Source organism: Exiguobacterium sp. CH10, from assembly GCF_018617635.1.
Classification (GTDB): domain Bacteria; phylum Bacillota; class Bacilli; order Exiguobacteriales; family Exiguobacteriaceae; genus Exiguobacterium; species Exiguobacterium aestuarii_A.
Genome location: NZ_JACSKO010000002.1, coordinates 129,813 through 156,045, shown reverse-complemented (window position 1 = coordinate 156,045; position 26,233 = coordinate 129,813). Strand labels below are relative to the sequence as shown.

At 49.2% G+C, this 26,233-nt stretch carries 26 protein-coding genes and 1 pseudogene; 11 read left to right on the top strand and 16 right to left on the bottom strand.

Annotated features, from left to right (window positions below):
- The 3 genes from KNP04_RS07615 to KNP04_RS07605 are packed head-to-tail and all read right to left on the bottom strand — an operon-like array spanning position 1 to position 2,295.
- The gene (locus KNP04_RS07615) at positions 1 to 171 is read right to left on the bottom strand and encodes a hypothetical protein (RefSeq protein ID WP_214875254.1); all 171 of its coding nucleotides are present in this window, start codon (positions 169 to 171) and stop codon (positions 1 to 3) included.
- Between the two features lie 2 nt (positions 172 to 173).
- Complete coding sequence (locus tag KNP04_RS07610) at positions 174 to 2,048, bottom strand: DEAD/DEAH box helicase family protein (RefSeq protein ID WP_214875253.1); 1,875 nt, start codon at positions 2,046 to 2,048, stop codon at positions 174 to 176.
- A 43-nt stretch (positions 2,049 to 2,091) separates the two neighbouring features.
- Positions 2,092 to 2,295, bottom strand: coding sequence for a hypothetical protein (locus tag KNP04_RS07605; RefSeq protein WP_214875252.1), 204 nt, complete (start codon positions 2,293 to 2,295; stop codon positions 2,092 to 2,094).
- Between the two features lie 152 nt (positions 2,296 to 2,447).
- Here KNP04_RS07605 and KNP04_RS07600 point away from each other — a divergent pair, with 152 nt between their 5' ends.
- Positions 2,448 to 3,140, top strand: a complete 693-nt coding sequence (locus KNP04_RS07600) for an ABC transporter ATP-binding protein (RefSeq protein WP_196430389.1) — start codon at positions 2,448 to 2,450, stop codon at positions 3,138 to 3,140.
- The gene (locus KNP04_RS07595; protein ID WP_214875251.1) at positions 3,133 to 6,357 is read left to right on the top strand and encodes an FtsX-like permease family protein; all 3,225 of its coding nucleotides are present in this window, start codon (positions 3,133 to 3,135) and stop codon (positions 6,355 to 6,357) included. The genes KNP04_RS07600 and KNP04_RS07595 overlap by 8 nt, the downstream gene beginning before the upstream one ends.
- Before the next feature lie 38 nt (positions 6,358 to 6,395).
- Here the strand turns inward: KNP04_RS07595 and KNP04_RS07590 are convergent, their stop codons facing one another.
- The 6 genes from KNP04_RS07590 to zapA form a co-directional block, all read right to left on the bottom strand.
- On the bottom strand, positions 6,396 to 6,860 hold the full coding sequence (locus KNP04_RS07590) for a hypothetical protein (protein ID WP_214875250.1): 465 nt from the start codon (positions 6,858 to 6,860) through the stop codon (positions 6,396 to 6,398).
- A 142-nt stretch (positions 6,861 to 7,002) separates the two neighbouring features.
- Positions 7,003 to 7,413, bottom strand: coding sequence for a DUF350 domain-containing protein (locus tag KNP04_RS07585; protein ID WP_214760452.1), 411 nt, complete (start codon positions 7,411 to 7,413; stop codon positions 7,003 to 7,005).
- Positions 7,414 to 7,426: 13 nt separating this feature from the next.
- Positions 7,427 to 9,781: an endonuclease MutS2 gene (locus KNP04_RS07580; protein WP_214875249.1), complete on the bottom strand. Its 2,355-nt coding sequence runs from the start codon at positions 9,779 to 9,781 to the stop codon at positions 7,427 to 7,429.
- 15 nt (positions 9,782 to 9,796) lie between these two features.
- Positions 9,797 to 11,491 carry a DNA polymerase/3'-5' exonuclease PolX gene (gene polX, locus KNP04_RS07575; RefSeq protein WP_214875248.1) on the bottom strand — a complete coding sequence of 565 codons (1,695 nt, stop codon included), beginning with the start codon at positions 11,489 to 11,491 and terminating at the stop codon, positions 9,797 to 9,799.
- A gap of 67 nt (positions 11,492 to 11,558) precedes the next feature.
- Positions 11,559 to 12,095 carry a CvpA family protein gene (locus KNP04_RS07570; RefSeq protein WP_074032727.1) on the bottom strand — a complete coding sequence of 179 codons (537 nt, stop codon included), beginning with the start codon at positions 12,093 to 12,095 and terminating at the stop codon, positions 11,559 to 11,561.
- Positions 12,096 to 12,103: 8 nt separating this feature from the next.
- Positions 12,104 to 12,325 (bottom strand): cell division protein ZapA, encoded by a 222-nt coding sequence (gene zapA, locus KNP04_RS07565; RefSeq protein ID WP_015881047.1) that lies wholly within the window; start codon positions 12,323 to 12,325, stop codon positions 12,104 to 12,106.
- Between the two features lie 217 nt (positions 12,326 to 12,542).
- Between zapA and KNP04_RS07560 the strand changes: the two genes are divergently transcribed.
- The 4 genes and pseudogenes from KNP04_RS07560 (at position 12,543) to KNP04_RS07550 (ending at position 14,881) form a co-directional block, all read left to right on the top strand.
- Positions 12,543 to 13,751, top strand: coding sequence for a dicarboxylate/amino acid:cation symporter (locus tag KNP04_RS07560; protein ID WP_251129886.1), 1,209 nt, complete (start codon positions 12,543 to 12,545; stop codon positions 13,749 to 13,751).
- A 70-nt stretch (positions 13,752 to 13,821) separates the two neighbouring features.
- Positions 13,822 to 14,400 carry a hypothetical protein gene (locus tag KNP04_RS07555; RefSeq protein ID WP_251129885.1) on the top strand — a complete coding sequence of 193 codons (579 nt, stop codon included), beginning with the start codon at positions 13,822 to 13,824 and terminating at the stop codon, positions 14,398 to 14,400.
- A gap of 15 nt (positions 14,401 to 14,415) precedes the next feature.
- A pseudogene (locus KNP04_RS15365) lies at positions 14,416 to 14,667 on the top strand (GNAT family N-acetyltransferase); the annotation flags it as partial.
- A 43-nt stretch (positions 14,668 to 14,710) separates the two neighbouring features.
- Positions 14,711 to 14,881 (top strand): hypothetical protein, encoded by a 171-nt coding sequence (locus tag KNP04_RS07550; protein ID WP_198929991.1) that lies wholly within the window; start codon positions 14,711 to 14,713, stop codon positions 14,879 to 14,881.
- A 34-nt stretch (positions 14,882 to 14,915) separates the two neighbouring features.
- Here KNP04_RS07550 and KNP04_RS07545 read toward each other — a convergent pair whose 3' ends face one another.
- The gene (locus KNP04_RS07545; protein WP_353047918.1) at positions 14,916 to 16,208 is read right to left on the bottom strand and encodes a murein hydrolase activator EnvC family protein; all 1,293 of its coding nucleotides are present in this window, start codon (positions 16,206 to 16,208) and stop codon (positions 14,916 to 14,918) included.
- Positions 16,209 to 16,511: 303 nt separating this feature from the next.
- Positions 16,512 to 17,030, bottom strand: coding sequence for a VanZ family protein (locus KNP04_RS07540; RefSeq protein WP_214819319.1), 519 nt, complete (start codon positions 17,028 to 17,030; stop codon positions 16,512 to 16,514).
- 161 nt (positions 17,031 to 17,191) lie between these two features.
- Here KNP04_RS07540 and KNP04_RS07535 point away from each other — a divergent pair, with 161 nt between their 5' ends.
- On the top strand, positions 17,192 to 17,665 hold the full coding sequence (locus KNP04_RS07535; protein ID WP_214875247.1) for a glutathione peroxidase: 474 nt from the start codon (positions 17,192 to 17,194) through the stop codon (positions 17,663 to 17,665).
- A gap of 35 nt (positions 17,666 to 17,700) precedes the next feature.
- Here the strand turns inward: KNP04_RS07535 and KNP04_RS07530 are convergent, their stop codons facing one another.
- Both KNP04_RS07530 and KNP04_RS07525 read right to left on the bottom strand, forming a co-directional pair.
- Positions 17,701 to 18,615, bottom strand: coding sequence for a CAP domain-containing protein (locus tag KNP04_RS07530; protein WP_214695147.1), 915 nt, complete (start codon positions 18,613 to 18,615; stop codon positions 17,701 to 17,703).
- Between the two features lie 13 nt (positions 18,616 to 18,628).
- Positions 18,629 to 19,081 carry a MarR family winged helix-turn-helix transcriptional regulator gene (locus tag KNP04_RS07525; RefSeq protein ID WP_214819315.1) on the bottom strand — a complete coding sequence of 151 codons (453 nt, stop codon included), beginning with the start codon at positions 19,079 to 19,081 and terminating at the stop codon, positions 18,629 to 18,631.
- Between the two features lie 117 nt (positions 19,082 to 19,198).
- On the opposite strand from KNP04_RS07525, the gene KNP04_RS07520 reads away from it, so the two are divergent.
- Both KNP04_RS07520 and KNP04_RS07515 read left to right on the top strand, forming a co-directional pair.
- Entirely contained in the window at positions 19,199 to 19,612 is a 414-nt protein-coding gene (locus KNP04_RS07520; RefSeq protein WP_074032719.1) for an organic hydroperoxide resistance protein, read from the top strand.
- Positions 19,613 to 19,706: 94 nt separating this feature from the next.
- Positions 19,707 to 20,549, top strand: a complete 843-nt coding sequence (locus KNP04_RS07515) for a metallophosphoesterase (RefSeq protein WP_214819313.1) — start codon at positions 19,707 to 19,709, stop codon at positions 20,547 to 20,549.
- A 28-nt stretch (positions 20,550 to 20,577) separates the two neighbouring features.
- Here KNP04_RS07515 and KNP04_RS07510 read toward each other — a convergent pair whose 3' ends face one another.
- The 3 genes from KNP04_RS07510 to abc-f form a co-directional block, all read right to left on the bottom strand.
- Positions 20,578 to 21,480 (bottom strand): cation diffusion facilitator family transporter, encoded by a 903-nt coding sequence (locus KNP04_RS07510; RefSeq protein ID WP_214875246.1) that lies wholly within the window; start codon positions 21,478 to 21,480, stop codon positions 20,578 to 20,580.
- Between the two features lie 109 nt (positions 21,481 to 21,589).
- Positions 21,590 to 22,348 (bottom strand): hypothetical protein, encoded by a 759-nt coding sequence (locus tag KNP04_RS07505; protein WP_214875245.1) that lies wholly within the window; start codon positions 22,346 to 22,348, stop codon positions 21,590 to 21,592.
- Positions 22,349 to 22,359: 11 nt separating this feature from the next.
- Positions 22,360 to 24,057, bottom strand: coding sequence for a ribosomal protection-like ABC-F family protein (abc-f, locus tag KNP04_RS07500; RefSeq protein ID WP_214875244.1), 1,698 nt, complete (start codon positions 24,055 to 24,057; stop codon positions 22,360 to 22,362).
- Between the two features lie 368 nt (positions 24,058 to 24,425).
- Between abc-f and KNP04_RS07495 the strand changes: the two genes are divergently transcribed.
- Together KNP04_RS07495 and KNP04_RS07490 are read left to right on the top strand one after the other, a co-directional pair.
- On the top strand, positions 24,426 to 25,331 hold the full coding sequence (locus KNP04_RS07495) for an MBL fold metallo-hydrolase (protein WP_251129884.1): 906 nt from the start codon (positions 24,426 to 24,428) through the stop codon (positions 25,329 to 25,331).
- A 61-nt stretch (positions 25,332 to 25,392) separates the two neighbouring features.
- A complete protein-coding gene (locus tag KNP04_RS07490) occupies positions 25,393 to 26,226 on the top strand; it encodes an aldo/keto reductase (RefSeq protein ID WP_214819303.1) in 834 nt (277 codons plus the stop codon).
- Positions 26,227 to 26,233 lie beyond the last annotated feature (7 nt).

Here is a 26,233-nt window from a genome sequence, read left to right as displayed (position 1 = left end):
TCAATCTCCCCTTTCCATTAGATCAATAACACTTAAAATGTCATCCTCATGGTATGTTTCTTGTAAGGCATTATTTATAAGACGTTTTACCCTTCTTTTAAATTCCTCGCTCTCTTTAATTTCTTGAAGCACTTCTTCAATGGCTTCGTTTAATTCTCTATTTTTATCCACGTCTATACCTCCGCTCTTGTTTTAGCTATCTCATTCAGCCAACTACTACGTTCTTTATCTGAATTTTCAGAATCGCTAATCTGCACAAAATCTAACACAAAAGCGCGCTTTTTAGGGTTAGAGAAATCTAGTCTTAAGCTTCGTCCAATTCTTTGAATAGTTTGCACTTTAGCCTTGTCAGCAGAAAATAGAATAATGTTATTTACTGAACTGATATCAATTCCTTCAGAAATTCTCTTGCTTGTAATTAAACAATTTAACTCTCCGTTACTAAAACGAATTAAATTTTCTCTATCGTCTTCTCCGTAATACGTATGATAGTTTGATTCGTATCTAATAATGATATCTTGTACATCTTTACCAAATTCTTTTGTCTCAACAAAAATAATTGATCTACTTAGAATCTCATTGTTTTTTTGTAAGAATGAGTAAAACACAGGCAATTTAGCTTTTGAAACTTTTTTTATTTTCGCTAGATCTCTATACAAATTTTCATTTGACACTAATTCTCCAGCTTTTTTCTTGGCATTAAAACTTGCGATAATACTCTGAGCTTTAGTTCTATCTTCTTCTGTTAATTTATACTCTAATGAAGTGTAGTCAAATTCACATAATATTCCCCGCTTTATTGCGTCCACTAGACTAAATTCAAATATTTTATAACCAATTTCTTCTTCAATAAATTTATTTCCAACATCATCAAATTCTCTTTCCGGCGTAGCACTAAGTCCTAATCTATACTTGAAAAGCTGTAATTTCCCGCTCAATTTTTCCACCAATCTTTCTGAACCTAGACCATGTACCTCATCACAAATAATAATAGAGTTATTAGCTATTCTTTTTTTTAGAAAATCAATATTCTCTATTAAAAATTCTCTTGAAATGACTAATATCGAATCTGTAGGATTTAATAAAAAATTTGCAATATCTTTGTAGTTTGCAAATTGCTTGAATACTTTCAACTTAGTCCGTAATCCAGCCTCTTTAGTCCATTGCTCCAATAAGTCCGTCCCACTCACAGTTATGACTGCACTTTTTATAGAGTCATTGTTTATAAAAAAATTGACTATACTCAACGCAGTTCTTGTTTTCCCGGTACCTGTCGCCATTTCAAGAATTCCATTTCCTACTTTCAAAAATTCTCGAATAGCATCCTCTTGATGTCTCCATTTATTTATTTCTTGTTGCTTATCTGAAAGTTTATAAGGTCGTTTTAGCGTACGTAATTTAAAGACCTCTTCTTTTATTGCAGAAGGCAAATCATATACAGTCAAATTCTCGTCAAAATTATTCCAAATTTTTTCAAATCTATTTATGTCATTCTCAACAAATTCATTTAAGCCCTTCCATGTAGGGAATACTTTTATACTTTCGTAATTACTTTCACCTTTTATACTGTCATTTACTGAACCGTTAAATGATACTATTTCATCCTCCCCGTAAAAAATTCCGAACTTATCATGAAAATCTCCCCCATTTAATTTTTTTGTAGGAATCGCAAATTTAAATTCTAAAATCCCATCATATATTAGCCATGAGATTGAGTTTAAAGTCTCTTCTTCCAGTAATTTTTGGATTTCTTTAACATCTTTTTTTAAAATTGACACTAAATCAATATCTTTTGGTTCAAGCACTCCATTAGAGAGTGATTCTAAGTCTTTGGCATCTAATATTGGACTAGTAATCCATCTAGCAGTGCCACCATTTGAAGCAAATTGACTTAATCCATGTGCATTTTTTGCTATCCAACCAGAAGTAAAATATCCTACTCCCCTGTCATACCTTTTTGCCCACTTAAAACAAGGTTCATACAGTTCCAATGTGAAATTGTTATCAGAAGTATTTAAAAATAAAGGGATATTTGGATAGTCATGCATTTAAAAAACATCCTCCTTCATGATTTAAAATTGTAGTAAAGCTCTACTCCACCACCTCAAACGCCTTCACATAAGCCACATGATCCAGCGTCACAATCAACTCGTCCTCAAATTGCACAAATCCATCACTCGCATGTCGAAACGATTGGTAAATCGACTCTAATGCCTCATATCGTGTATCAGCTTCCACCATATAAGTCAGCACTTCTTCGTTAATTAAATGGAATTCGATTTCGAATGATTTCATCTTCTCTCCTCCTCACTCTTCTATACCCGTTCCCGATTCGAAAAAATACAGCTATACATTGGAATGTTTTTCCTCTAATCTGAAAATAGTCAGAATATTACGCGCTCTTACATATTTTCACTAAACATTAGGTAAAGGAGAGAATTTACGGTATGGCTTATCACTTCACATGCGAACACTTAACAAAACGCTTTGATACTGGTGACGTCAAAACGGTCGCCTTGAAAGATATCAACCTCCGCTTCGAGCACGGGGATTTCATCTCCATCATCGGACCATCGGGGTCTGGGAAGTCGACGCTCCTCAGTCTGATCGGTACACTCGACCGTCCGACAGAGGGCACGTTGCTCTTCAACGACGAACCGATCTCGACGCTATCTGCGAAACAACTCGCGGACTTCCGATTCGAGAACATCGGCTTCATCTTCCAACAGTTCCACCTCATCCCGACACTGACGGCGCTTGAGAACGTCATGTCCCCGCTCTTCGGACGAAAAGTCGATTACGATGTTCACGAACGCGCGCTCGAACTGTTGAAAGAGGTCGGTCTCGCTGACAAGGTCGATTCGTTACCATCCCAACTGTCAGGTGGTCAGCAACAGCGCGTCGCCGTCGCTCGCGCCCTCATTCATCGCCCGAAATGGCTCCTCGCCGATGAGCCGACGGGGAACCTCGATACACACACGGGTGACGTCATCTTTGACCTGTTGATCCGGTTGAATCGCGAGAACGGATGTGGCGTCCTCTTCGTCACCCATGACCCGGAACTCGCCGACCGGGCCAACCGAAAAATTGAGATGCGCGACGGGCAGGTCGTCGCCATGAGCGACGTCCATCATGCTTAAGTTCATTTGGAATTCATGGTGGCGGAATAAAGAACGGTTCATCCTGCTCATGGTCGGGATGCTCATCGTCAGTACCGGGCTAAGCTATCTTCTCGGCGTGACCCAGGCGAATAACGGGACGGTCGTCAACGAGCTACAGAAACGTTGGGACTCGTCTTATCACATCGTCGTCCGTCCGGAAGGCAGCCGAAGCGTGACGGAGGACTTGAACTTGCTCGAGCCGAACTATATGAGCGGACTCGAAGGCGGGATCACGCGCGAACAATACGAGACGATTCAACAGATTGCCGACATCGATGTCGCGGCACCGATTGCCATGATCGGGTCGACTTATTCAAGCTCGTTCACGCAAACGCATACGTTTGATAAAGCGGGTCTCTATCGCCTCAAGATGAACACACTCATCGATACGGGCATTGAAAAAATCAATGACTTCCAAGACTTGAAAGCCTACTTTTGGGTTGGCTGGATGCCAAACGGTGATTCCACTCACATCGGAATTGGCCCGACCGCCCTATATGAAGAATTCCCACTCAGTTACGGAAGCGATGTCATGCTCGCGGGGATCGACCCGGTCGCCGAAGCGAAACTCGTCGGGTTAGACGATGCCGTACAAGCGACAGCGTTCAGTCGTTACTTCAATGAAGAGGATGTCCCAGAGCCTTACGATGAAGACATCACGACAATTCCGATTTTGATGAGTACAAAAGACTACGTCGATGCCTCGATCAACTACACCATCGAAGAAGTCGATGCCGATACGAGCGACGCAGAAAAATTCATCAATACGTATTTAGAGAACGGAAAAGAGGAATACCTGGATAGTTTGGAAGGGACAAAAGTCGTCTCATACGACTTTACAGCCCAACAAATGCACGACAATATCACAAAACACATTTTAGAAGGGAAACCGCAGCCACAAGACCCTCGTCTCACAATGGAATATACGTGGATTGCCGAGAAGGCGTCACCGCTCGTCTATGAAGGTGTGACGAGCCCGTTCCCGAAACGGTGGCCGTACTCGTATCAAATCAAACCGTTCCTCGCTGAGGGTGAAGTGAAGTATGGACAAGAAAGTATGTATCGTAAGTCCAATTTATACGCGGAAGACCTTAACGATGTGCCGAAAGTGAAATATAACTACATCGGCTTATTCGACCCATCGAAACTAAAGCTGTCGAAAGATCCGTTGACGGAACTTCCGATGGAGACGTATTTCCCGGCAAGCGCCGAATGGGTCATGAACTCGAAAGACGAGCCGGTCAACCCACCGACGACCGTCAAACCGACGAATAACCCATATAGCTTCTTGACGAAACCACCTTCGATGTTGACGACACTCGACGCGGCTTTCGCCATCGCCGGTGACAAGGCCATCTCGGCCATTCGTGTCAACGTGAAAGGCGTGGACGTCTTGAACGAAGAAAGTGAAGCGAAGCTCCAAGCAGTCGCCAAAGAGATCGAGGACAAGACCGGTCTCATCACGGACGTCACGCTCGGCTCATCTCCACAATACGCCGTCACGTATCTCCCAGGTTTAAAAGGAGAAAGTTCGCTCGGTTGGATCCAGCAGCCATGGATTAAGATTGGGTCGTCGATTACGATTTTCCAAGAAGCGAAACTCGGCTTCTCCGGTGTCGTCGCGAGTGTCATCCTCGTCGCGATGCTGTATGTGTTCAGCTCGAACATCATCATGTTGTACGCTCGGAAGAAAGAATTCGCCATCCTGTTGTCGCTCGGTTGGCGGCCGAGTCAGCTGTCGAAACTGTTATTCTTAGAAGCCACAATCCTCGGGTCGATGGTCGCGCTCATCTCGTGGATGATTCTCGGGACGTTCCTTTGGACGGCAGCCGGCTCGACATCGATTACCCGCATCCTATTGATTGGCCTAGCCGGTCTCTTGATTTACTGGCTCGGGACACTCATCCCGATTCGACTCGTCCGTCGCATCAAGCCATATGAAACGATGCAGTCTGGTGAAGTCTCAAAAGGACGACGTCTCGGCCGTTCGCGCTCAAGCGTCGGCATGAGCTTGAACCAACTCGTGACGTATTGGCCACGGACGTTGTTGTCGATTCTCGCTATCGCCTTACCGACGAGTCTCTTCGGCTTCTTCTTGTTCGTCACGTTCCGCCTCCAAGGTGTCTTGTATACGACGTGGATTGGTGAGTTCGTGGCACTTGAAGTCGGGACGATGCATTATGTCGCCATGGGTGTCGCCTTACTGATTGCGATGCTCACGACGACCGAGATCATGTGGCAAAACGTATCCGAGCGCAAGCCGCAACTCGCCGTCTTGAAAGCGCTCGGTTGGCAGAACACGTCCATCCGTCGTCTCGTCTTGACAGAAGGTGCGTTGACCGGATTCTTCGCAGGACTACTCGGTGTGACCTTCACCATCATCATCGTCACAATCATGTATCAACAGTTCCCGACGTCAGAGCTACCGTTCTTGTTTGCGACCATCCTCATCCCGGTCGTGACAGGTGTCTTAGGTGCACTGCTTCCTGCTGAACGTGCGGTCCGCATTACGCCGGCTGAAGCAATCGGTGGTCATGTCGTCAACCAGAAACAAGTCGAGAAACGATTCCGCTTCGTCCTAGGAACGACAGCGACGGCACTCGTCGTCGGGATCATCAGCTTGTTCGTCTTCACGTCACCAGAAGTCAAGCCGGTCACGGAAGAGGCGAAATCGACACCAGCCCCGACCGCACAGACGACGGGTGCAAAACAGGCTGATTTAAAAGCAGATAAACCGAAAGAAGCCAAAGCCACCACACCAAAAGAAGATGACCTTCAAAAAATCATGAACCTCGGCACGTTCCAAACGTTTATCGGGGATCCACGAATGAAGAAGCGTGAATTCCAAGTTGGTGAACCCGTTTACGCCTCTCCGGACGGAACCGAACCGGAAGATGGAAAACGATTCGTCAGTCTACCGCTTACGTTGTATGACAAAGATAAGGGCTATGGTGGCTATGCGGACTATCGTCCGAACGGATTCCGCATGTACACGCCAGATGGGACGGAATACAGCCCCGTCGACATGGTCAACCACAATAAGAAAGCGTTCCAAGGTGGCTTCCGTTACAAGCCAGGCGAGAAATCCGAAATTGATTTAGTCTTCCTCGTTCCAGAGAAAGCGAAGACGCTCGTCTTGTTCGCTTCGAGTGATGCCATGCCGAAGACCTATACCGTCAAAATTGATGTCCCTTAAATAAAAAAAACGTCGCCCCGAGTCGGGACGACGTTTTTTTATTCGGCTTCTTCTACGATTTCGACACGTACCCCCGTGTCCCCGACTTTCCCTAAATCTTCTACGGTCGGGTCTTCATACGCCAGGACATGAAACTCCTGCTCGATTGTGCGGATGACATAATGCGAAAGCATCCCCCGCTCGCTGTTCACTCGATTTGTTCCCATCCCTTCATGTACGTATGACATGAAACGGGACGTCGTCAGCTTCACGATTGGGTGGTCGTTCCATAATCCTTCTTCCTTCAGACCGTGCTCTTCAAGTGTTCCAAGAAAGAGCGCATACTGTTCGAACCGAATCCGGATGCGGTCGCGCTCAGCGTCCCATGTGAGAAGCATCGTCGGGTCCGAAGCTCCAAAGAACGTCCACTCTAGAGGATAATACGCTTCATTCTTCATTTGAAAGGATTCCGTGTCGAGTACGTAATCCGTTGCCGTCATGAGATGGTGTAGTAGATCAATCATTCATTCGCCCCCCTAATCAAAAAGCGATGCCTCACGACATCGCCTTTCTCCTCAATAAAAGATATACCATAGCGCCGCTGCCACTAAGAACAGCCCGGCCCCGATGAACAAGATTTTTGCCAATCGTTCGTATACCATGTCTTCACCTCACCAATGCCGCGCCGACGACGAGGGAGACCCCAATCGACAGCAAGAATGCCAACAACCCGACGGCGATATTTCCTTTTTGAATCTCGTCGTTCACCTTCAGCGTCGGTGTCAAAAATTCAAACAACCAGTATGTCGCGAGGAGCAAGATAAAGCCGAATCCTCCACCGACGAAGATGTCGATCGTGCTATCGTGATAGCTCTCGACCACACGAAAGATGTTGGCGAGACCGACAATCTTCCCACCTGTCGCCAAAGCGACAGCGATATTTCCTTTTTGAATCTCGCGCCAGTTGCTGTATGGCGTCGTCACCTCGAAGATGGCAAGACCGACGATAATCATCAGCCCCGCCATCGAATAGAGGCCGAACGATTCCAGCATGACGGCAAACGTAATCGTACCCATTCCCCGACTCCCCTTACTTCAGTTCGACGACCGTGACACCGAGTCCACCTTCACCCATTCCTCCTGGGCGTTGACTCTTCACGTGACGATGTCCTTTTAAAAATTCTTGTGTCGCCTGACGCATCGCTCCTGTACCTAAACCATGGATGATGCGGACGTTGTCATAGCCTGACACGAGTGCTTCATCGATATACTTATCTAGACGCATGAGCCCCTCTTCGACACGGACGCCGCGGAGGTCGAGCTCGGACTTCGTCGAACTCTGACGTTTGAGCGAGCTTCCTTTCGATTGAAGCGGCTTCTCTTTCGATGGACCGATCTTCTGAAGGTCGTCCGCTTTGACGTTCACTTTCATGATGCCGACTTGGACGTTGTACTCGTTGTCGTTGATTTGTTTCACGATGTAGCCTTTTTGGTTGAACGTCGTCACTTTCACTTCTTCGCCTTTACTGAACGTACGTTTCTGTTGGGCTTTTTGTTTCACTTTTTGGATCTTTTTATCTTGAAGCGTCGGTTTGGCCGACTCGAGCTCTTTCTTCGCTGCGATAATCTCATGCTCTTTGACGATGCCCTGCTCCCGAAGCTTCTTCAAGCGGTCGATGACTTCGTTCGCCTGACGCTTCGCCTGTTCGACGGCCTTCTCGGCTTTCGCCTCGGCCGCGCTGTACAAGTTGTCGCGTTCGCGTTCGAATTCGGTCATCTTCGCCTCAAACGCTGCTTGCTCTTCTTCGAAGTCATGGCGTTTGACGAGGAGTTCTTGCTCAAGCTGTTCAGCGCGTTGTTTCGCCGCTTCGAGCTCATTGATCATTGATTCGACAGACTCCGCGTCACTACCGACGTGGCTTCGTGCCTTGTCGATGACTTGCTCGGACAATCCGAGACGACGGCTGATCTCGAAAGCGTTCGAGCGACCCGGCACACCGATCAAGAGGCGATACGTCGGGCTGAGCGATTCGATATCAAACTCCATCGAGGCGTTCATGACACCTTCACGATTATAGGCGTATGCCTTCAATTCTGAGTAGTGCGTCGTCGCCGCGACACGTGCCCCGCGACGTTTCACTTCATCGAGAATCGCGATGGCGAGGGCAGCACCTTCTTGCGGGTCCGTCCCGGCACCAAGCTCATCGAAGAGGACGAGTGACATGAAGTCGATTTTGTCGAGCATGCCGACGATGTTCGTCATATGCGAACTGAACGTCGAGAGACTCTGTTCAATCGATTGCTCATCGCCGATATCGGCATAGACGGCGTCAAACACAGAAAGCTCTGTCCCGAATTCTGCTGGCACGTAGAGGCCTGACTGCACCATCAACTGGAGGAGTCCAATCGTCTTCAACGTGACCGTCTTCCCGCCGGTGTTCGGTCCGGTGATGACGAGCGACGTATAGTCTTCCCCGAGCTCGACCGTGATCGGCACGACCTCATCTTTCGGGATGAACGGGTGACGTGCTTGTTTCAACTTGATCTCACGGTTGTCGTTCAACTTCGGCTCGGTCGCTTTCATCTCTTGTCCGTAAGCGACTTTCGCAAAGATAAAGTCGAGTTCGGCCAACACGTCGAGGTTCGTCATGATCGCATCATGGACCCCCCCGACTTCGTTCGAGAGCGCGCTCAAAATCCGATCGATCTCGGCGCGTTCCTTCAAGCGAACTTCTTGAATCTCGTTGTTGATCGAGACAATCGCTTGCGGCTCAATGAAGAGCGTCTGACCAGAAGCCGACTGGTCATGGACGATCCCGCCGAACGCTTGACGGTACTCTTGTTTGACCGGAACGACATAGCGGTCGTTTCGAATCGTGACGATGGCGTCTGAAAGCATCTTCGCATTGTTGCGGAGGATGTTGTCGATGCGTGACCGGACACTGCCTTCAAAGCTCCGGAGCTGTGTCCGAAGTCCACGGAGTTGTGAGCTCGCCGAGTCTTGGACCGTCCCTTGGTCATCGATCGCATGACGAATCGCCTGTTCGACCTCGATGAGCTTCGTCAACTTGTCTGCATACTCGTCAAGGCGTGGAATGCGAATCTCCTCGTTATCCTCATGGAGTTTCTCGAAGAAGTTCTTCACTTGGCGTCCGCCATACATGACGGCGGCGACGGCGAGCAGTTCGCTCGTCGAGAGGACCGAGCCGATGGCGGCCCGTTTCACTTCCGCGCGGACATCCGTGAGCCCACCGAGCGGCAGACGGTCACGGAGACGCACGACCTCGGTCGCCTCTTTCGTCACATTCAAATTCGAGAGTACCCGGTCGTACGAGTAGTCCGGTTGCATCTTGAGCGCCAAATCTTTCCCGAGCGAGCTCGACGCGTGTCCGGCAAGCTGTTGACGCAATTTTTCATATTCTAATACGCGTAACGCGTGGTCCATCTAGCATGTTCCTTTCTATCGCTTCGCCGCGAAGAACGCCTTGGCGTCCTCAAACGAGAAGCAGTTGATAATATCCGATGGCTCGAGATAGGCTTTCCGTGCGTGTAACACGCCGAGTGCCATATCTTCCATCATGTCTGGGTGGTGTGTGTCGGTGTTGATCATTACTTTGACGCCCGCCGCCTTCGTCTTCTTGAGCGTCGATGCCGTCAAATCGAGGCGGTTCGGGTTCGCGTTCAACTCGAGCGCCGTCCCCGTCTCTTTTGCGAGGGCGATCAACTTGTCCTCGTCAATCGGATAACCGTCGCGACGACCGATGAGTCGTCCCGTCGGATGCGCGATCACGTTGACGTATGGTGAACGGCAGGCGTTCTCGAGACGTGCCATGATCTCGTCGACGGATTGGTCCATCTTCGAATGGATCGAGGCGACGACATAGTCAAGCGTCTCTAAAAATTCTGGCTCATAGTCGAGCGTCCCGTCAGGACGGATATCCATCTCGACGCCACGCAACACGTTCATCTCATGTGTCTTTGCGGCTTCACGGATTTCCTCACCTTGTGCCTCGAGTCGCTCCTCCGTCAAGCCATTGACGAACGTCAAATACTTCCCGTGGTCGGTGATGGCCATCCACTCATAGCCGCGCCCTTTCATCGCCACGACAATCTCATCGACGGTCAACTTCCCGTCCGACCAGACCGTGTGCATATGCGCGTCTGCCTTGATGTCTTCGAGCGTGACGAGTTTCGATAAGTCGTGCTCGAACTCGGCGTGCCCTTCCCGAAGCTCGGGTGGGATGAAGGGGAGTCCGTACCGTTCGAACAGCTCTTCTTCCGTTTCAGGTTGCCACAGCCCGTCTGCCGTTTCGACTCCGTATTCCGAAATCGACTCTCCTTTTGCTTTCGCGAGTTGGCGCATGCGGACGTTGTGGTCTTTTGAGCCTGTGAAATGATGAAGCGTCGCGGCGAATGCGCCCGGTTCGACCATACGGAAGTCGACCGACACCATTTCCTCACGTTCGAGGACGAGCGATACTTTCGTCTCCCCTGCCGCGATTACTTCATTGATGAACGGCAAGGCGAGCAACTTCTCTCGAAGCGCGACCGGTTCCTCGGTCGCAATGATAAAGTCGAGGTCTTTACATGTCTCCTCTGCCCGGCGGAAGCTTCCCCCGACCGAATGACGTAAGACGAGCTCTTCTTTCTCCAATACGTCGTTGATTTCTTCGACAATCGGTCGCATGACCGCATAGGCCAATCGTTCCGGACGCGACTCGAGATTCTTCGCTGCGGCGAGTAGCTTCTCGACACTTTTCGCTCCGAATCCCGGGAGCGATGCCGCCGTCCCGTCTTCAAGCACGCGGATGAGGGACTCTAAGTCGACGACCCCGACTTCACGGAGTTTGGCGAGTTTCTTCCCGCCGAGTCCTTGAATTTTCAAAAGCTTCATCAAGCCGAACGGGATCTCTTCCTGAAGCGCCTCGAGCACTTCGCTGTGACCTGTATCCCGATACTCTTCAAGGACGGCCGCCGTTCCTTTGCCGATCCCTGAGATGGACGTCAAATCGTCGATGTCCTCGAGTTCAAGGTCCGTATTCTCTAGAGCCGTTGCGGCCTTACGGAACGCATTGATTTTAAACGGGTTTTCCCCTTTGATCTCCATATATTGCGCGATCTTCTCGAGCAACATCATCGCTTCTACTTTATTCATATGCTTCCCCCTCTTCACACAGAAAAGACCGAGATACAAGCACTAGCTTGCATTCCGGCCTGTCGTGTCACAACATCTTATTTGAAAACCAATCTGATAGATATGGCGTGTCTTGAATGATAAATGTCGCAAGCGACGAATTGTCGACAGCATTTTGAACGCCTGCCATCGGCACGAACGCAATCACCCAAAGGATGAAGAATGTGATGACATACGCCTCGAAGAATCCGAGGACTGCTCCGATCAACCCTTTTAATTGGCGCAAGATCGGCAAGTCTGTCAAGAAGTCGAGCATCGCCAAGATGAGATGCAAAACAAGTTTCGTGATGAGGAACAAGACGACAAACCAAAAGACGTTATAAAACGTCATCTCAATCCCTGAAAGCGAGTTGAGGTCCAAGACGCCGCCAGGGAGCGTTCCATCAAGCTGAGACGGATACGGGATCCAGAGCTTGAACGCTTCGGCTAAATCTTTATAGTACGTGTTGGCGACGAGAAAACTGATGATGAGCGCGACCCAATGGCCGAGCTGTAGAATCGCGCCACGACGGAAGCCGTTGACGATTCCAATAAACAAGAAAAACAGTATAAGTAGCGTAACCATGGATTGATTTATTCTCCCATATTTCGTTTAGTTTTGACGTGGTCGCTCGCGATTTGAATCGCAGCCAAGACCGCTGCCTGACGAGCATCTAAATGAGGGGATTGTTCACGAATCTCGCGGATCTTACTGTCGACCAAAAAGCCTACTTCCCTCACATGATCAGCGGGTTCTTCGCTCACGATCGTATAGTCTTGACCCGCAATGTGAATCGTTGTTCGTTGTAACTGCACGCGCACCCCTCCTTTACGTCTGTCAGCATTAATCATAACATCGTTTTTATATTAGGAAAAGGAGAAGCCCCTTCCCTTGATATGTACAACATTTTCTATTACCCTTCTATGAAGTTGTCAAACGTCTTTCTTCAGGAAAATTGCAAGAGATGGTGGCAACATTTCGTGAAATGTGCGAAAATATCAACTATTCAAACAAACAGAAAGGGTGATTGATTTGAAATTACGCATTGGCCTTTTAGGTCGCATCATCATCGCGATCGCTTTCGGGATTCTGCTCGGGAGCATCGTACCAGAAAGTCAGAACTGGATCGTTCGGACGTTCGTGACGTTCAACACGGTCTTCGGGCAGTTCTTAGGCTTCGCCATCCCACTGATCATTCTTGCTTTCATTATCCCTGGAATCGGGGAACTCGGAAAAGGAGCAGGAAAATTAGTAGGACTCACAGCACTCATCGCTTACGCTTCAACAATTGTCGCAGGAACGCTCGCATATTTTGCAACGAGCAACTTGTTCCCGCAAATTTTGTCACGGTCGACGGAAGGAGCCGAAAACCCAGAAGAAGCCTTATTGAAAGGGTTCATGGAATTTGAGATTCCACCGGTATTCGGTGTCATGACCGCACTCATTTTAGCTTTTGTCATCGGGATCGGGATTGCCGCAATCGAAAGCAAACGGTCACTCGACCTCGCCATGGATTTCCGCGATATCATCGAGCTCTTAATCAGTAAAGTCATTATTCCATTACTCCCATTCCACATCGCCGGAATTTTCATGAACATGACGTACGCTGGTCAGGTCGCTGAGATCCTCTCGGTGTTCTCGCTCGTCTTCGTCACAATCATCGTTCTTCATTTGACGATGCTTATGATTCAATATTCAATCGCAGGTGGTCTCAACAAAGAGAATCCGTTCAAGTTGCTCAAGACGATGATGCCGGCTTACTTCACAGCCATCGGGACGCAATCATCGGCTGCGACAATTCCAGTCACGCTTCGCCAAGCGAAGTTGAACAATACGGATGAGGGTGTCGCGAACTTCGTCATCCCGCTCTCGGCAACAATCCACTTGTCAGGCTCGACGATTACACTCACGTCGGTCGGTGTCGCGCTCATGTACTTGAACGGCATGCCGATGTCATACGCGATCGTCCTTCCATTCATCCTCGCACTCGGTGTGACGATGATTGCAGCACCTGGTGTTCCAGGTGGAGCCGTTATGGCATCTCTCGGATTGTTCGGCTCGATCCTCGGGTTCGACGCGACGATGCAAAGCTTGGTCATCGCACTCTACTTGGCGCAAGATAGCTTCGGGACAGCTACAAACGTCACAGGCGACGGTGCCATCGCAAAAATTATCCACTACTTCAAACACAACACGAAACTTCTCGACAACACAGCGTCGAAGCAAGAAGATATCGCATAACGTACAACGCATAAACGGGCAAGCCATCAGGTTTGTCCGTTTTTGTCTACATCGAATAGGAGAGATACATATGGAATGGATTGAATGGAAAGACCCGAATCACTTCGCTGACCGCGTCATGGACGCATTGTTAAAAGAAGAAGCCAAGAATAGCCTCATGATCGGCGTATTAAATAACGTGATTCAAGGCGTCTATGAGACGTTTCATCAATTCACCGTCGAAGAGAATGGTGAACTCTTCGCCATCCTTCAAGTGACACCGCCCCATCCGCTCCATTACATTGTCGTGGACACGGAACGGGAGGACGAACTCCCTGCCTTCATCATCCCGCACCTTCTCGAAAACGAGATCTCGTTCATCGAGGTGGTCTCAGAACGTAAGCAAGCCGAACGGTTCGGGAAAGCGTGGCAAGAAATCACATCTGGGACGAGTGAGATGTTCATGTCACAAGGTCTTTATCGACTCGACGAGGTGGAAGACATCGAGATGGCGAACGGTCACATGCGAAAAGCGACAACAGCCGATCAAGCACAACTCGAAGCCTGGTATAGCGCCTTTGAAGCCGAGTCGGGGCTTCGCTCTTCACCTCCTGAGAAAGTGACGAAAGCAATCGACACGATGCTCAAGAATGATGACGCCGTGTTCTAGGAAGTCGATGGACAGCTTGTCTCGTGTGCGAAACGCTCACGTCCGACCGAGAACGGCATCACCGTCTCGTTCGTTTATACGTCACCTGACGCACGTGGAAGAGGTTACGCTCGCAGTCTCGTTGCAGACCTTAGCCGTCAATTACTTGAGACGAAATCGTTCTGTGTCCTCTATACGGATTTGACGAACCCGACGTCAAACAAAATCTATCAAGAAGTCGGGTATGAACAGATCTTGGACTCTGCTTGGGTCCGACTCGCTAGATGAAACGAATCGCCTCCCCTATACTATTAGGTGGAGGCGATTTTTCATGGCTAGATTCCGAATTGTTTTACGTGCACTTGGCGTGGCACTCCTTCTTTATATGTTAATCGTCGGTGGACAGAGCGTCCTTGATGACCCGAACATCGATACGCTATGGCTCAGTGTCATCGGTGCCGCACTCTTGACGTTTATCGTGTATCAGACAACAAAAAAGTGATCGACGCGTTCGTCGATCACTATATTTGTGTTGATTAGAAGAATGATGCTGGGTTGACTGTGCTTCCCGCGCTCGATGAAGAGTACGAGTAGCCGCCACGGTGAATCTCGAAGTGAAGGTGTGAACCTGTCGAGTTCCCTGTGCTACCCATGCCGCCAAGGTTTTGACCTTGTGACACGCGTTGACCCGCTTTAACTGAGACCGAGCTCATGTGTGCGTATACTGTCGTCCACACTTGTCCGTTGATGACGTGTGCGATCATGACGTGGTTTCCGTATGCGCCACCCCAACCTGCACGGAGGACCGTACCAGTTTGTGCTGCATAAATCGGTGTACCAACTGGACCTGCGATATCAAGACCGTTATGGAACGAGTATCCGTTCGCACCGCTCGCTGCGCCCCATCCTTGTGAGAGGCGACCGCTTGCTGGACGTTGGAACATCCCACCGCTCGCTGGTGCAGACGCTACAGGTGTTGACGCTGAAGCGCTAGAACCACTGTTGCTTGAGCTTGCACTTTGTTTCTTCTTAGCAGCTGCTGCTTCTGCCGCTGCACGACGTGCTTCTTCTTCAGCACGACGTTGTGCTTCGATTTCTGCTTGAATCGCTTGTTCTTGAGCTTTGAGCGTATCTTCCATCTCTTGTAGACTCATGAGTTTTGATTCGAATTTCACTTTTTCAGCTTCGAGTTTCTTGATTTTCGCTGCACGCTCTTTCATTTTTTGATCGAGCTCTTTTTGGCGTTTTTCAAGTTCTTCTTTTTGCTTCACGAGTGAATCTCGTTCTGCTTTTAATTCAGCTTGCGCTTTCGCAAGTTTTTCTTTCGTTGCTTCATATTCTTCGAAGATCTGTTGGTCGTTCTCTTGAATCGTACCAGCTGTGATCATACGTGTGATCAAGTCACCGAAGTCTTTTGAACCAAAGATGAACTCAGCCCAGTTGACTGACGAGCCACCGTTCTTTTGCATCGTCGCCATACGGTCTTTCATGAGTTCCTCTTGTGCTTTCATTTTTGCTTCGTATTTTTTGATTTGCTCTTGAAGCTTTTGAATTTTTTCTTCAGTTGCACGGATCTCAGCTTTTTTCTGAGCGACATCGTTGATGACGTCTTGGAGTTCAGCATCTAACTTGTTGATTTCTTGTTGCTCTTTGCTGATGGCTTGCTCACGTGATTGAATCGAAGAGTTTGCTTTCGACTGCTCGCTGCTATTCTTTTGTCGTTGTTCTTGTACTTTCTTCTGCTTCTCTGTAAGTGAGGCTGCATAAGTCGGTGACGTTCCGCCGATCAAGAGTGCGCCTAGAGTGACTGTGGCTGCAAATTTCTTCAAGTTACCCAATGTGCTTCCCTCCGCTGATTCCTGTGTATTTTTTATCTATAGTCGTTCAAGTATTTTCTATAAGACGAGTTGCGAAATTTCATTCGCTCTGTGACTCATTATAGCAATCTAAACCAAAAGTTATTTTACACTTATATTTCATTCGTATGACATTGACCTAATTTAGGTTTTATCCCTTAAAAAACGTGGGTATAGACAATATTTTATTTGGTTCGTTGTCACAAAATAGTTTTTAAAATAAGAAAAGCACTTTAAGAAAGCGCTTTTCACATAACAACCTATATCATTTTTTTACTACCTTAATGCGACATACCCAGCTCGTTTCCCTCGTTTTCGTTTTGAACGAAGTAATAAGAAGCCACCAATCAGCACGACTCCTGCAATCGCCCCACTACTGTCCAATAGAACATCTTGCAGTAACGGCGTCCGCTCTGGTGTCAAACTCTGATGATACTCATCAAAAATGGCGACCGTATTGGCAAGCGTCCAAGCGAACAATAGGATCAGCCCGGCATGAAGGTTCGTTCTCGAAATCGCCTTGACGAACAAAGCACCGAGAGCGAAGAATGTGACGAAATGCGCCGTTTTCCGCATCAAGAACTCGATGAGCCCAACTGTCCCTAACGTGTCGAGCGACACTTCTTTGCCTGCATAGTCAAACTCGACGTTTGCTAACGTCGGCTCGATCCAGCTCCAATCGAATCGCTCGAGTGGCGAAACAATCGATTGGTCTGAGTAAGGTGTCGCACTCGAGAAGAATAATCCAATCAAAATGAGCGCGATCCATATAAATTCATTTTTTAAAAGTCGCATAACACCGTTCCTTTCTACAACGAGTTTCATTATACGGATTGTACATCACGAAATATGTAACAGCGACATCATGATTTCATAACAATTTGATTGCACGCAACGCGTTCAAAGTCGTGACCTCGTTACTCTCTTGGTATACTAAAGAAAAAGGGGGAATAGACATGATTTATGATTTTGAAGCATTGGACATGAAAGGACATCTACAACCGTTAGCTACATATAAGGGTGACGTCTTACTCATCGCCAATACGGCAAGTAAGTGTGGATTCACACCACAGCTCGAAGGTCTCGAGTCGCTATACAACTCGTACAAAGGACAAGGCCTCCAGATTCTTGGTTTCCCATGCAACCAGTTCGGACATCAAGACCCGGGCTCAAACGAAGAGATTCAAGAGTTCTGTCAACTTAACTATGGCGTATCGTTCCCGATGTTTGCGAAAGTCGATGTGAACGGCAAAGACGCGCACCCACTCTTTACGTATCTCTCAAAAGAAGCACCTGGACTGCTCGGCTCGAAAGCGATCAAATGGAACTTCACGAAGTTCTTAGTCGACCGTGACGGGAACGTCGTTGAACGCTTCTCGCCACAGACGACACCGGCCGAGATTGAGGATGCGGTTAAAAAGCTCATCTAACTCAAAAAGGATGGCTCCGAGAAGGAGTCATCCTTTTATCTAGGGGTAATAAAGTTAATCGTATAGAACGGACTGTTCTCATCGTTGTAGGCGAGTCCGACGGCAGCATGACTGAATCGAGGTTGCATGATGTTCTCACGGTGCCCCTTCGAATTCATCAGCCCCCAATGCGCATGGAATACGCTCATCTGTCCCATCGCCAAGTTCTCTCCGGCCATCGAGTACGACAGTCCCGCTTCATCCATTCGGTCGAACGGGTCACGGCCTTCCGGATCCGTATGACTAAAGAAGTCGTTCTCCGCCATGTTCTGACTGTGGGCCCGGACGACCGGATAGAGCGGCTCGTAGTCGGCGAGCGCACTCAAATCATATTTTTCACGGTCCCAGTTCATCAAGATCCGCATCAACTGTTCGTTCGCGACGGTCCCTTCCGCGGAAATGTCACCGTAGTAACCGTCACTCGCCTCTTCCACTCGGCGATCAACCGACAAGACTCCTTTCAAACGGTCGTCGTCATGTTGGTCGAAGAAGAGCGTGACATATTGTCCATCAATCGCAAACACCGAAAAGGATGGATCGTCCGGGATCAGGTAGCGATTCAACCCTTTGTTGTAAGACGTCACTTTCTCAAAGCCAATCTCCTCGACTTGGTCACGTGTCGTCTCATCAAGCACGAGACCGCGATACGTGCTTCCTGTCTCGAACTGATAAAATCCTTTTTTGGCGCCGTCCTCGTCAATGAGTTCAAGGCCACGATCTCCGCCACGTTCGACAAGGTACCAATCATGCCCGGCATATTGGCTCGTAAACTTCGGTGCATCCGTCGCACGTTCCGTCGCCACCTCAGACTCCACTTGAATGCTCGTCGGGGCAGAGACGTTCGGCATCTCATATTGCCAAGCCATATACAATCCAATCCCCATCAAGAGGATGATCAATTTTCGAAACATGGCTCCTCCTTCCTTACTGCTCGCGCTGACGCTCCCCGAAATCGTGAAGTCTTTCCTTGATATCGGTGAGCATCCCCATGTATGCGACATATGTCGCTTCGTCTATATTTAGCATACCACTGACTTGTAACGGCACATCGGCTGCCTGCTCACGCAACGCGCTACCACGATCGGTCAAACGAACGACGACTTTTCGCTCATCGTCTGTCGCCCTACTCTTTTCGACATACCCGATTTGAATCAATCGTTTCACGAGCGGGGACAATGTGCCCGAGTCGAGTGTCAGCCTCATTCCGAGCTGACGCAAATCGATGCCATCCTCTTCCCATAAGACGAGCATGACCAGATACTGACTATATGTCAGGTTTAGCGGTTCTAAAATTGGGCGATATAAACGGGTAAGCTCTTTTGAAGCGGTATACAATTGAAAGCATATTTGGTGTTCGAGTTTTAATGTTTGTTCCATACGTAATCCTCCGTACTCTTCTTTAGCCAAGCATATCACTTGCGAAACTTTTTGACTGCTCTATAATTTAAATTGTGCACAACTTAATTGTTTAAAATGAAATGGAGGAATTGAATCATGAAATCACTATTCACAGCATCAGCAACTGCAATCGGTGGCCGCGAAGGTCATGTGAAATCAACAGACGGCGTCATCGACATGGACGTCTCAATGCCAGGTGCGAAACACGTAGACGGCGCGACAAACCCGGAACAACTTTTCGCAGCGGGATATGCGGCTTGCTTCGGTAGTGCCCTCAACCTCATCATCGGGAAAGAACGTGTGAAGACAGACGGATCGAGCGTCACAGGCCATGTCACATTGAACCAAAACGATGAAGGGTTCTTCATTTCAGTCGAGCTTGAAGTCGAAATCAAAGGTGTCGACCAAGCGACAGCAGAACGCCTCGTTGAAGAAGCACACCAAGTGTGCCCTTATTCAAAAGCGACGCGCGGCAATGTCGATGTGAAATTGACAGCCAAAGCAGCATAATCATCCATCCCGCTCGTAGGAGCGGGATTTTTTTTGCTTCCCCCTACGTGTCGGGGTAAGATAGAGGCACAATGAGGGAAGGGAGGGAGCCATGATGAAGAAGCATAAATCGACGTTCGTGTTTGTCGCTCTCGGCATTTTGCTGTTCACGGCGACGTATAATGCGCTGACCGTTCAGACGTACGACGTGCCGTCTGACAAGCTGTCAGCGGATGAATCGCTTCGCATCGTGCTTCTCTCCGACTTACATAGTGCCTCGTACGGTTATAAGCAATCGATTTTGATCGATCAAGTCCGTGCGCAAAAGCCAGATTTGATTGCCCTGCCGGGGGACCTGCTCGACCGCTATCGTTCTCCTGAACCTGCTTTCGAGCTCGTCGAGGGACTCGCCGGCATTGCGCCGATGTATTTCGTAACTGGGAATCATGAGATTGACAACTCCGCCGACTACATTCGTCATGATGCCAAGAATGTATTTCGTTCTCACGGGGTGACCGTTCTCGAAAACGAATGGGAGCCAATCACCATCAATGGGGTCAATCTCGTCATCGGTGGATTAGAAGATCCGTTACGAACATATAACGAAAATATTTATGGGAGTTGGGAAACTGATGTCGCGACGGCAATGCAAGACATTGATCCGGACGAGACGTTTAACTTATTACTTTCCCACCGCGCCGAGGAAGTTGACACGTATTCCGACTTACCTTTCGACCTCGTCTTGTCCGGTCATGCCCACGGCGGACAAGTGAGGATTCCATATTTATTGAACGGGTTGTTCGCCCCTGATCAAGGATTTTTCCCGAAATATGCAGGCGGTCTTTATGAACACGAGTCGTTCACCCACGTGATCGGACGGGGATTCAATTATAGCTTTAACGTGCCTCGCATCTACAACCCACCAGAGATTGTGGTGATTGACGTGCACGGCAAATAACGGACACTCGGGTGAGTGTCCGTTTTGCTTACCAAATGATTCGCTCCTCGCAACATTGTCGTTCACGTTCGACTTGCACCGTCGAGCGCTCGAACGTCCCATATTTACGAATCCGTTCGGTCACTTGACGTAACACGGCCTGGTCGTCCGTATCTTCTCCAATTAACACATGGCACGTCGCCGCATGCTCACTCGAAGAGATTGACCAGACATGCAGGTCGTGTACCTCTTTCACCCCTTCGACTGTGGCAATCTCTGCTTGCATCGCCCGGACATCGATTTGTTCCGGTGACCCTTCCATCAAGATGTGAATCGCATCGCGCGTCACGCGATAGCCGCTAATCAAGATGAGGATAGCGACAAACGCACTCGCGACCGGGTCCGCCCACGTCCATCCGAACGACATGATCAAAAGTGCTGCCGTGATGGCACCGACTGACCCCAGCAAGTCTCCGAACACATGAAGCAACGCACTCTTCACGTTCAAATTATCTTTTTCTCCGCGCATCAAAATCCAAGCGGCGAGGATATTGACGAGTAGTCCGATGATGGCGACCACGAGCATTCCCCCACTCAAAATTTCTGGTGGAGCACTCAATCGCTGATATGCCTCAATTAAGATATAGATCGAGATGACGAGTAAGGTCAGCCCGTTAATGAATGCCGCTAAAATTTCAAAGCGTCGATATCCAAACGTCCGGTTCGGTGTCGCCGCCTTCGCCCCGAATCGGACAGCTAGGAAACTGAGTCCTAAAGCCGCCGCATCCCCGAGCATATGCCCCGCATCGGATAAGAGTGCCAAACTGTTCGTCCAAAGTCCGCCGATGACCTCGACGACCATGAACGTCGCAATCAACAGAAAAGCGAGGAACAGCGCACGTTGATTCGTGGAATGATGATGGTGATGGTCGTGATCATGATGATGTCCCATAACTGACGCCTCCTTCTACTTCTTATCTTATTCCATTTTTACGAAACATTCAAACGTTCATTTGAATGAAACATCATAAAAAAACGGGAGATTCCTCTCCCGTCTTGTCTTACTTGTGCTCGAGACGCACACGCATCACACCGCTGTATGGGAAAAGCTTCAACTGAACCGTCTCCCCTTCGTACCAAATCCCAGTTGCTTGTTCGTTCGTCGGTGTCACGTCAGGTGTTGCGACTGCTTGGCGATCCCAATCGATGGCTCGCACTTTTTGGTCCCGTACCATCAAGAAGAACCCATCATAGAAATGGTATTCGTTCACTTGGTCACGCTGAACGGCAGTCGGGCTACCAAGTTCGGCGCGCACGGTCGCCACATCTTTGCCAATCCAATCAAGGTCGGTCTCCGAAGCGCTCGGGACGACTTGTTGCCACGCGGCGATCACGTCATCGTCCGACAAGGCCAGAGCATCCGTCGTCACACTCTCTTCCGTAACCCACCCCGTCATGCGTTCATTTAGCTGTACTTTCACGAAGCCACTGACCGTCTCCAAACGTTCGAAACGATCACCGAGGTCGGCCTCATAGACGACTGCGACACGGTCATCTGCATAGACTTTCGTATACGGTTGCCCGATATAGATTGTATCGGCAGACTCGGTTTCGGTATCGGTCGGTTGTTCCGACTCGGAATCGACCATCTCGGTCGCAATCTCATCTGATTTCGGTAAAGCAGACTCTCCTTTTTTGTCGATCAGTGCCGCGAACGCGATGATCCCGACCAAAGCGAGGACCAAGGCTACCGCAGTCGTCACCCGGAATACTCGTTTACGCTTTCGTGTCGTCGCGCGCGACAATCTTCCTCCATTCATGTTCTTCACTCCTACTCGATTCGATTCATTTCACTCGTTTCGTCAAATGGTAGAAGGTTTCCTGCCTCGTCAAAAAATTTCAAGTCGTGTTTTGTCAATTCGTCCATCGTTTGCATCATCTGCTCGACATCAACCGGTTCATCGTTCTCCATATTCTCACGAATACGAATCGTTTTACCGAGCTCGATTGTCCGCGAGGTCAAGCGATGAAAGTAGCGATCGTGCGTGATAAGCAATAATCCACCTGGATAAACAGACAAGGCCGTCTCGATTTGTTCCCGTGTCGCCACATCTAAATAGTTCGTCGGTTCATCGAGTGCCAACAGATGCGCGTCGGAGAAATAGAGAATCAAAAAGGCGATCCGACACTTCTCCCCCATACTCGCCTCGTCGATGGGCTGATGCACTTCATCCCGACGGAACAAGAAGTGCGCAAGCAGCGTCCGAGCCTCCGTCTCCCCAATGTCACTCTGGGCGAGTAACGCATCGAGCAATGTCCCCGTCTTCGGTAAACGTTCGAGCGTTTGCGAAAAATACCCAATCTTCAGACGAGGATGCCGCTTGATGACACCTGAAAGCGGTGCTCGTTCACCAATCAGCACATTCAACAACGTCGTCTTTCCACTTCCGTTCGGTCCGATGATGGAGAGGCGTTCTTCTTTTTTAATCGAGAAGGAAATCGGTTCATAGAATGGCTTGTCGTATCCAAACGTCACCTCTTCACACGTCAGCCACGTCTTCGCTTCGAGCTCATCTGCCGCAAATTGGACGGAGATGTCCTTCTCTTCTTTCGGCTTTCGTGGACGATTGTCTTCGAGGTGTTTGAGCTTCTGTTCCCTCGCCTTCATTTTAACAGCGAGATTGGCCGCTCCTTTTTGCGCACCCGGACTGCGGACACTGGCTGTCGCTTTCGCCTTCAAGTGCCAACCTTTGTATTGGGCAATCATATCGAGCAACTCTGCTTTGCGGCTCACGTAGCGGGCATGGGCTCGTTCGTCACGCAGGCGTTCGTCCTCTTTTTGACGTCGATACGCCGTATAGTTCCCCGGATATCTGGTGACTTCCCCATCCAACAGTTCGAGTATGACCGTCGCAACATCATCCATCAGTTGACGGTCGTGGGAGATGATCAGCACCGTCCCGTCGAATCGATTCAGCCATTTCGTGAGCCAGTCAATCGACTCGACATCCAGATGGTTCGTCGGCTCGTCGAGTAGGACGACGTCGACCTGCTTCATCGTCAAGGTCGAGAGTTGTGCCCGTGTCTTCTCTCCCCCGCTCAAATCGTTGATGTTTTGGTCAAGTTGACCGTCCAACCCGAGTCGGGTCAACGCTTGCGTCGCCTCTTGCTCCAAGTTATACACATCGAGTGACAGCGCTCGTTCATAAAAACGCATGACTCGCACCTCATCACCAGAGGACACTTCTTTATAGAGCGCATACCGTTCAGGATCGCTCCGCATCACCCACTCCAGGAGTGACATGTCCTCCGATTCAATCGTCTGCCGGACGAGCCCTACCTCACCGTGACAGTCAATCATTCCGGCTTGTGGTGTTAATTCCCCTGTTACGAGTCGGAAGAGTGTCGTCTTCCCACTCCCGTTCAGTCCGAATAACACAGCGCGTTCTCCGGCTGCGACCTCAAAAGAGACCGCTTCAAATAATGGTTTTCGGTCATAGTCGAACCGAACTTGTTTGATTGCTAACATCTGTTTCACCTCGCTCATTTTTCCGATACGCGATGAAACAAAAAAACACCATCCGCTCAAAGTGCGGTGGTGTGAAGGAATCCGTTCAAAGAGGAAAGAGAGCGTTTCCCGCACTTGAAAAATGGACACACTTCACCCGTGACTGTTCAAGCGAACAGTGATGATTCGTCTCATCGTTGGAGTGAACGTGTTTTTTTCATGGCACGGTGTACCTCTCTTTCCTAAGTTACTGCCACCGTATCAAATTGAAAGCGGATTCGCAAGAGTGTACCCCACAATCTCCCATTTTTTCTACTCCTTTAGGCGGATGCGATGCACTCTTCCCCGCGTTATGATGACAGTATATTCGAACAGTGAGGTGATGCATGATGCGTCGACGCATCCTCGTTCCGAGTGCCGTCTTGGCGAGCGTCGGAACGTTTCTTTATACACGATTCAAACGACGGCTCCCCCGCCCACGTTTTAAATGGCCGGAACGTCCAGAACTGACAAGCATTGATGAGACGCATGTGCAAGCGACGTGGATCGGGCATTCGACCGTCCTCATCCATTGGTATGGACTCAAAATTTTGACGGACCCCGTCTTCTCTAAGCGAATCGGTGTCCATTTAGGACCGCTGACAATCGGCATGAAACGTCACACGGCTCCCGCCCTCTCCATCGAGGATATCGGACCGGTTGACGTCATCTTGCTCAGTCACGCCCATATGGACCACTTTGACCATAAAAGTTTAAAACGACTCATCACCCGCGAGACGATTGTCGTCTCCGCTCCAGGGACGAGTCGCCTGCTCCGTCGATACCCGAGTCTGCAGACACTCGAACTGCATCCGCATGACAAAGTGACCTTGGCGAACGGACTCGATGTCCGGGCCATCCCCGTTAAACATTGGGGCAACCGTTTCCCATGGGACAAACATATGGGCTATAACGGCTATCTCCTCAAATACAAAGGGATTCGGATGCTGTTTGCGGGAGACACGGCGTATACCGACTCTTTCAAAGGGCTCGCTGACCGTGAACCGATTGACCTCGCGTTCTTCCCGATCGGCGCTTATCAACCGGACTCGTTCCAAGAGGCGCACTGTACCCCCGAACAGGCTTGGATGATGTACAAAGAGAGCGGGGCGAAGCGCTTCTTCCCGATGCATTGGGACACGTTCGTCCTCTCTTATGAGCCGGTCGAGGAGCCTTATCATCGGCTCGTCGCGGTCGCAAAACTGGACCGTGACCAAATTGTGATCAAGTCGCACGGGGAAAGCATCCGTCTGTAGTTTTTACTTTCCCTTCACCCAAAATTTCGGTAACGTTAGAGACGAGAGGGAGGGATTTGTTATGGAATGGACGACGTTGAATAATAACGTCAAGATGCCGATGCTCGGGCTCGGTGTGTACAAGGTCGAAGACGGCGCGGTGACGGTCGATACGGTCAAAGCTGCGCTTGATTCGGATTATCGTTTGATTGATACGGCTGCGATTTATCAAAACGAAGAAAGTGTCGGACAAGCGCTTCGTGAAGCAGGGATTCCTCGGGAAGAAGTGTTTGTGACGACGAAGCTTTGGAATGAGTTCCACGGGTTCGATGAGGCGCTCCAAGCGTTTCAGGATAGTCTCGACCGACTCGGTCTCGAGTATGTCGACTTGTTCCTCATCCACTGGCCGATGCCCCGTTTTGGGAAGTTCGTCGAAACGTATAAGGCACTCGAACAGTTATATGAAGAAGGACGTGTCCGTGCGATCGGCGTCTCGAACTTTGAAGTCGAGCATTTAGAACAAATTATTCAGTCGTGCTCGATCGTCCCGGCCGTGAACCAGGTCGAGATCCATCCGTATTTGTCTCAAAAGGAATTGATTGCTTTCTGCAAACGATATGACATTCAAATTCAAGCGTGGAGTCCACTCATGAAAGGACGCGAAGCGCTCGAAGATGACACGATTGTCGAGATTGCGAACCGTCACGGCAAATCACCGGCTCAAGTGATCTTGCGCTGGCACTTACAAAACGGGGTCGCCGTCATCCCGAAATCGGTGACACCAAGTCGAATCAAAGAGAATATACAGGTATTCGACTTTACGTTGACGAAAGAAGAGATGGCGGCCATCGATACGCTCAACCGTAATGAGCGGACCGGCTCTGACCCGAAAGAGATGCATAAAATCCATTATTGAGGAGTGA

What these genes read in the sequence shown, in the direction of transcription:
- KNP04_RS07555 (WP_251129885.1), top strand. Translation starts at nt 13,822, where the DNA reads ATGGAATGGATTGAATGGAAAGACCCGAATCACTTCGCTGACCGCGTC.
- KNP04_RS07520 (WP_074032719.1), top strand. Translation starts at nt 19,199, where the DNA reads ATGAAATCACTATTCACAGCATCAGCAACTGCAATCGGTGGCCGCGAA.
- KNP04_RS07610 (WP_214875253.1), bottom strand. Translation starts at nt 2,048, where the DNA reads ATGCATGACTATCCAAATATCCCTTTATTTTTAAATACTTCTGATAAC.
- abc-f (WP_214875244.1), bottom strand. Translation starts at nt 24,057, where the DNA reads ATGTTAGCAATCAAACAAGTTCGGTTCGACTATGACCGAAAACCATTA.
- KNP04_RS07580 (WP_214875249.1), bottom strand. Translation starts at nt 9,781, where the DNA reads ATGGACCACGCGTTACGCGTATTAGAATATGAAAAATTGCGTCAACAG.
- KNP04_RS07600 (WP_196430389.1), top strand. Translation starts at nt 2,448, where the DNA reads ATGGCTTATCACTTCACATGCGAACACTTAACAAAACGCTTTGATACT.
- KNP04_RS07530 (WP_214695147.1), bottom strand. Translation starts at nt 18,615, where the DNA reads ATGTTTCGAAAATTGATCATCCTCTTGATGGGGATTGGATTGTATATG.
- polX (WP_214875248.1), bottom strand. Translation starts at nt 11,491, where the DNA reads ATGAATAAAGTAGAAGCGATGATGTTGCTCGAGAAGATCGCGCAATAT.
- KNP04_RS07585 (WP_214760452.1), bottom strand. Translation starts at nt 7,413, where the DNA reads ATGGGTACGATTACGTTTGCCGTCATGCTGGAATCGTTCGGCCTCTAT.
- KNP04_RS07550 (WP_198929991.1), top strand. Translation starts at nt 14,711, where the DNA reads ATGGCTAGATTCCGAATTGTTTTACGTGCACTTGGCGTGGCACTCCTT.
- KNP04_RS07505 (WP_214875245.1), bottom strand. Translation starts at nt 22,348, where the DNA reads ATGAATGGAGGAAGATTGTCGCGCGCGACGACACGAAAGCGTAAACGA.
- KNP04_RS07570 (WP_074032727.1), bottom strand. Translation starts at nt 12,095, where the DNA reads ATGGTTACGCTACTTATACTGTTTTTCTTGTTTATTGGAATCGTCAAC.
- KNP04_RS07535 (WP_214875247.1), top strand. Translation starts at nt 17,192, where the DNA reads ATGATTTATGATTTTGAAGCATTGGACATGAAAGGACATCTACAACCG.
- KNP04_RS07490 (WP_214819303.1), top strand. Translation starts at nt 25,393, where the DNA reads ATGGAATGGACGACGTTGAATAATAACGTCAAGATGCCGATGCTCGGG.
- KNP04_RS07595 (WP_214875251.1), top strand. Translation starts at nt 3,133, where the DNA reads ATGCTTAAGTTCATTTGGAATTCATGGTGGCGGAATAAAGAACGGTTC.
- KNP04_RS07510 (WP_214875246.1), bottom strand. Translation starts at nt 21,480, where the DNA reads ATGGGACATCATCATGATCACGACCATCACCATCATCATTCCACGAAT.
- KNP04_RS07605 (WP_214875252.1), bottom strand. Translation starts at nt 2,295, where the DNA reads ATGAAATCATTCGAAATCGAATTCCATTTAATTAACGAAGAAGTGCTG.
- KNP04_RS07525 (WP_214819315.1), bottom strand. Translation starts at nt 19,081, where the DNA reads ATGGAACAAACATTAAAACTCGAACACCAAATATGCTTTCAATTGTAT.
- KNP04_RS07515 (WP_214819313.1), top strand. Translation starts at nt 19,707, where the DNA reads ATGAAGAAGCATAAATCGACGTTCGTGTTTGTCGCTCTCGGCATTTTG.
- KNP04_RS07590 (WP_214875250.1), bottom strand. Translation starts at nt 6,860, where the DNA reads ATGATTGATCTACTACACCATCTCATGACGGCAACGGATTACGTACTC.
- KNP04_RS07540 (WP_214819319.1), bottom strand. Translation starts at nt 17,030, where the DNA reads ATGCGACTTTTAAAAAATGAATTTATATGGATCGCGCTCATTTTGATT.
- KNP04_RS07495 (WP_251129884.1), top strand. Translation starts at nt 24,426, where the DNA reads ATGCGTCGACGCATCCTCGTTCCGAGTGCCGTCTTGGCGAGCGTCGGA.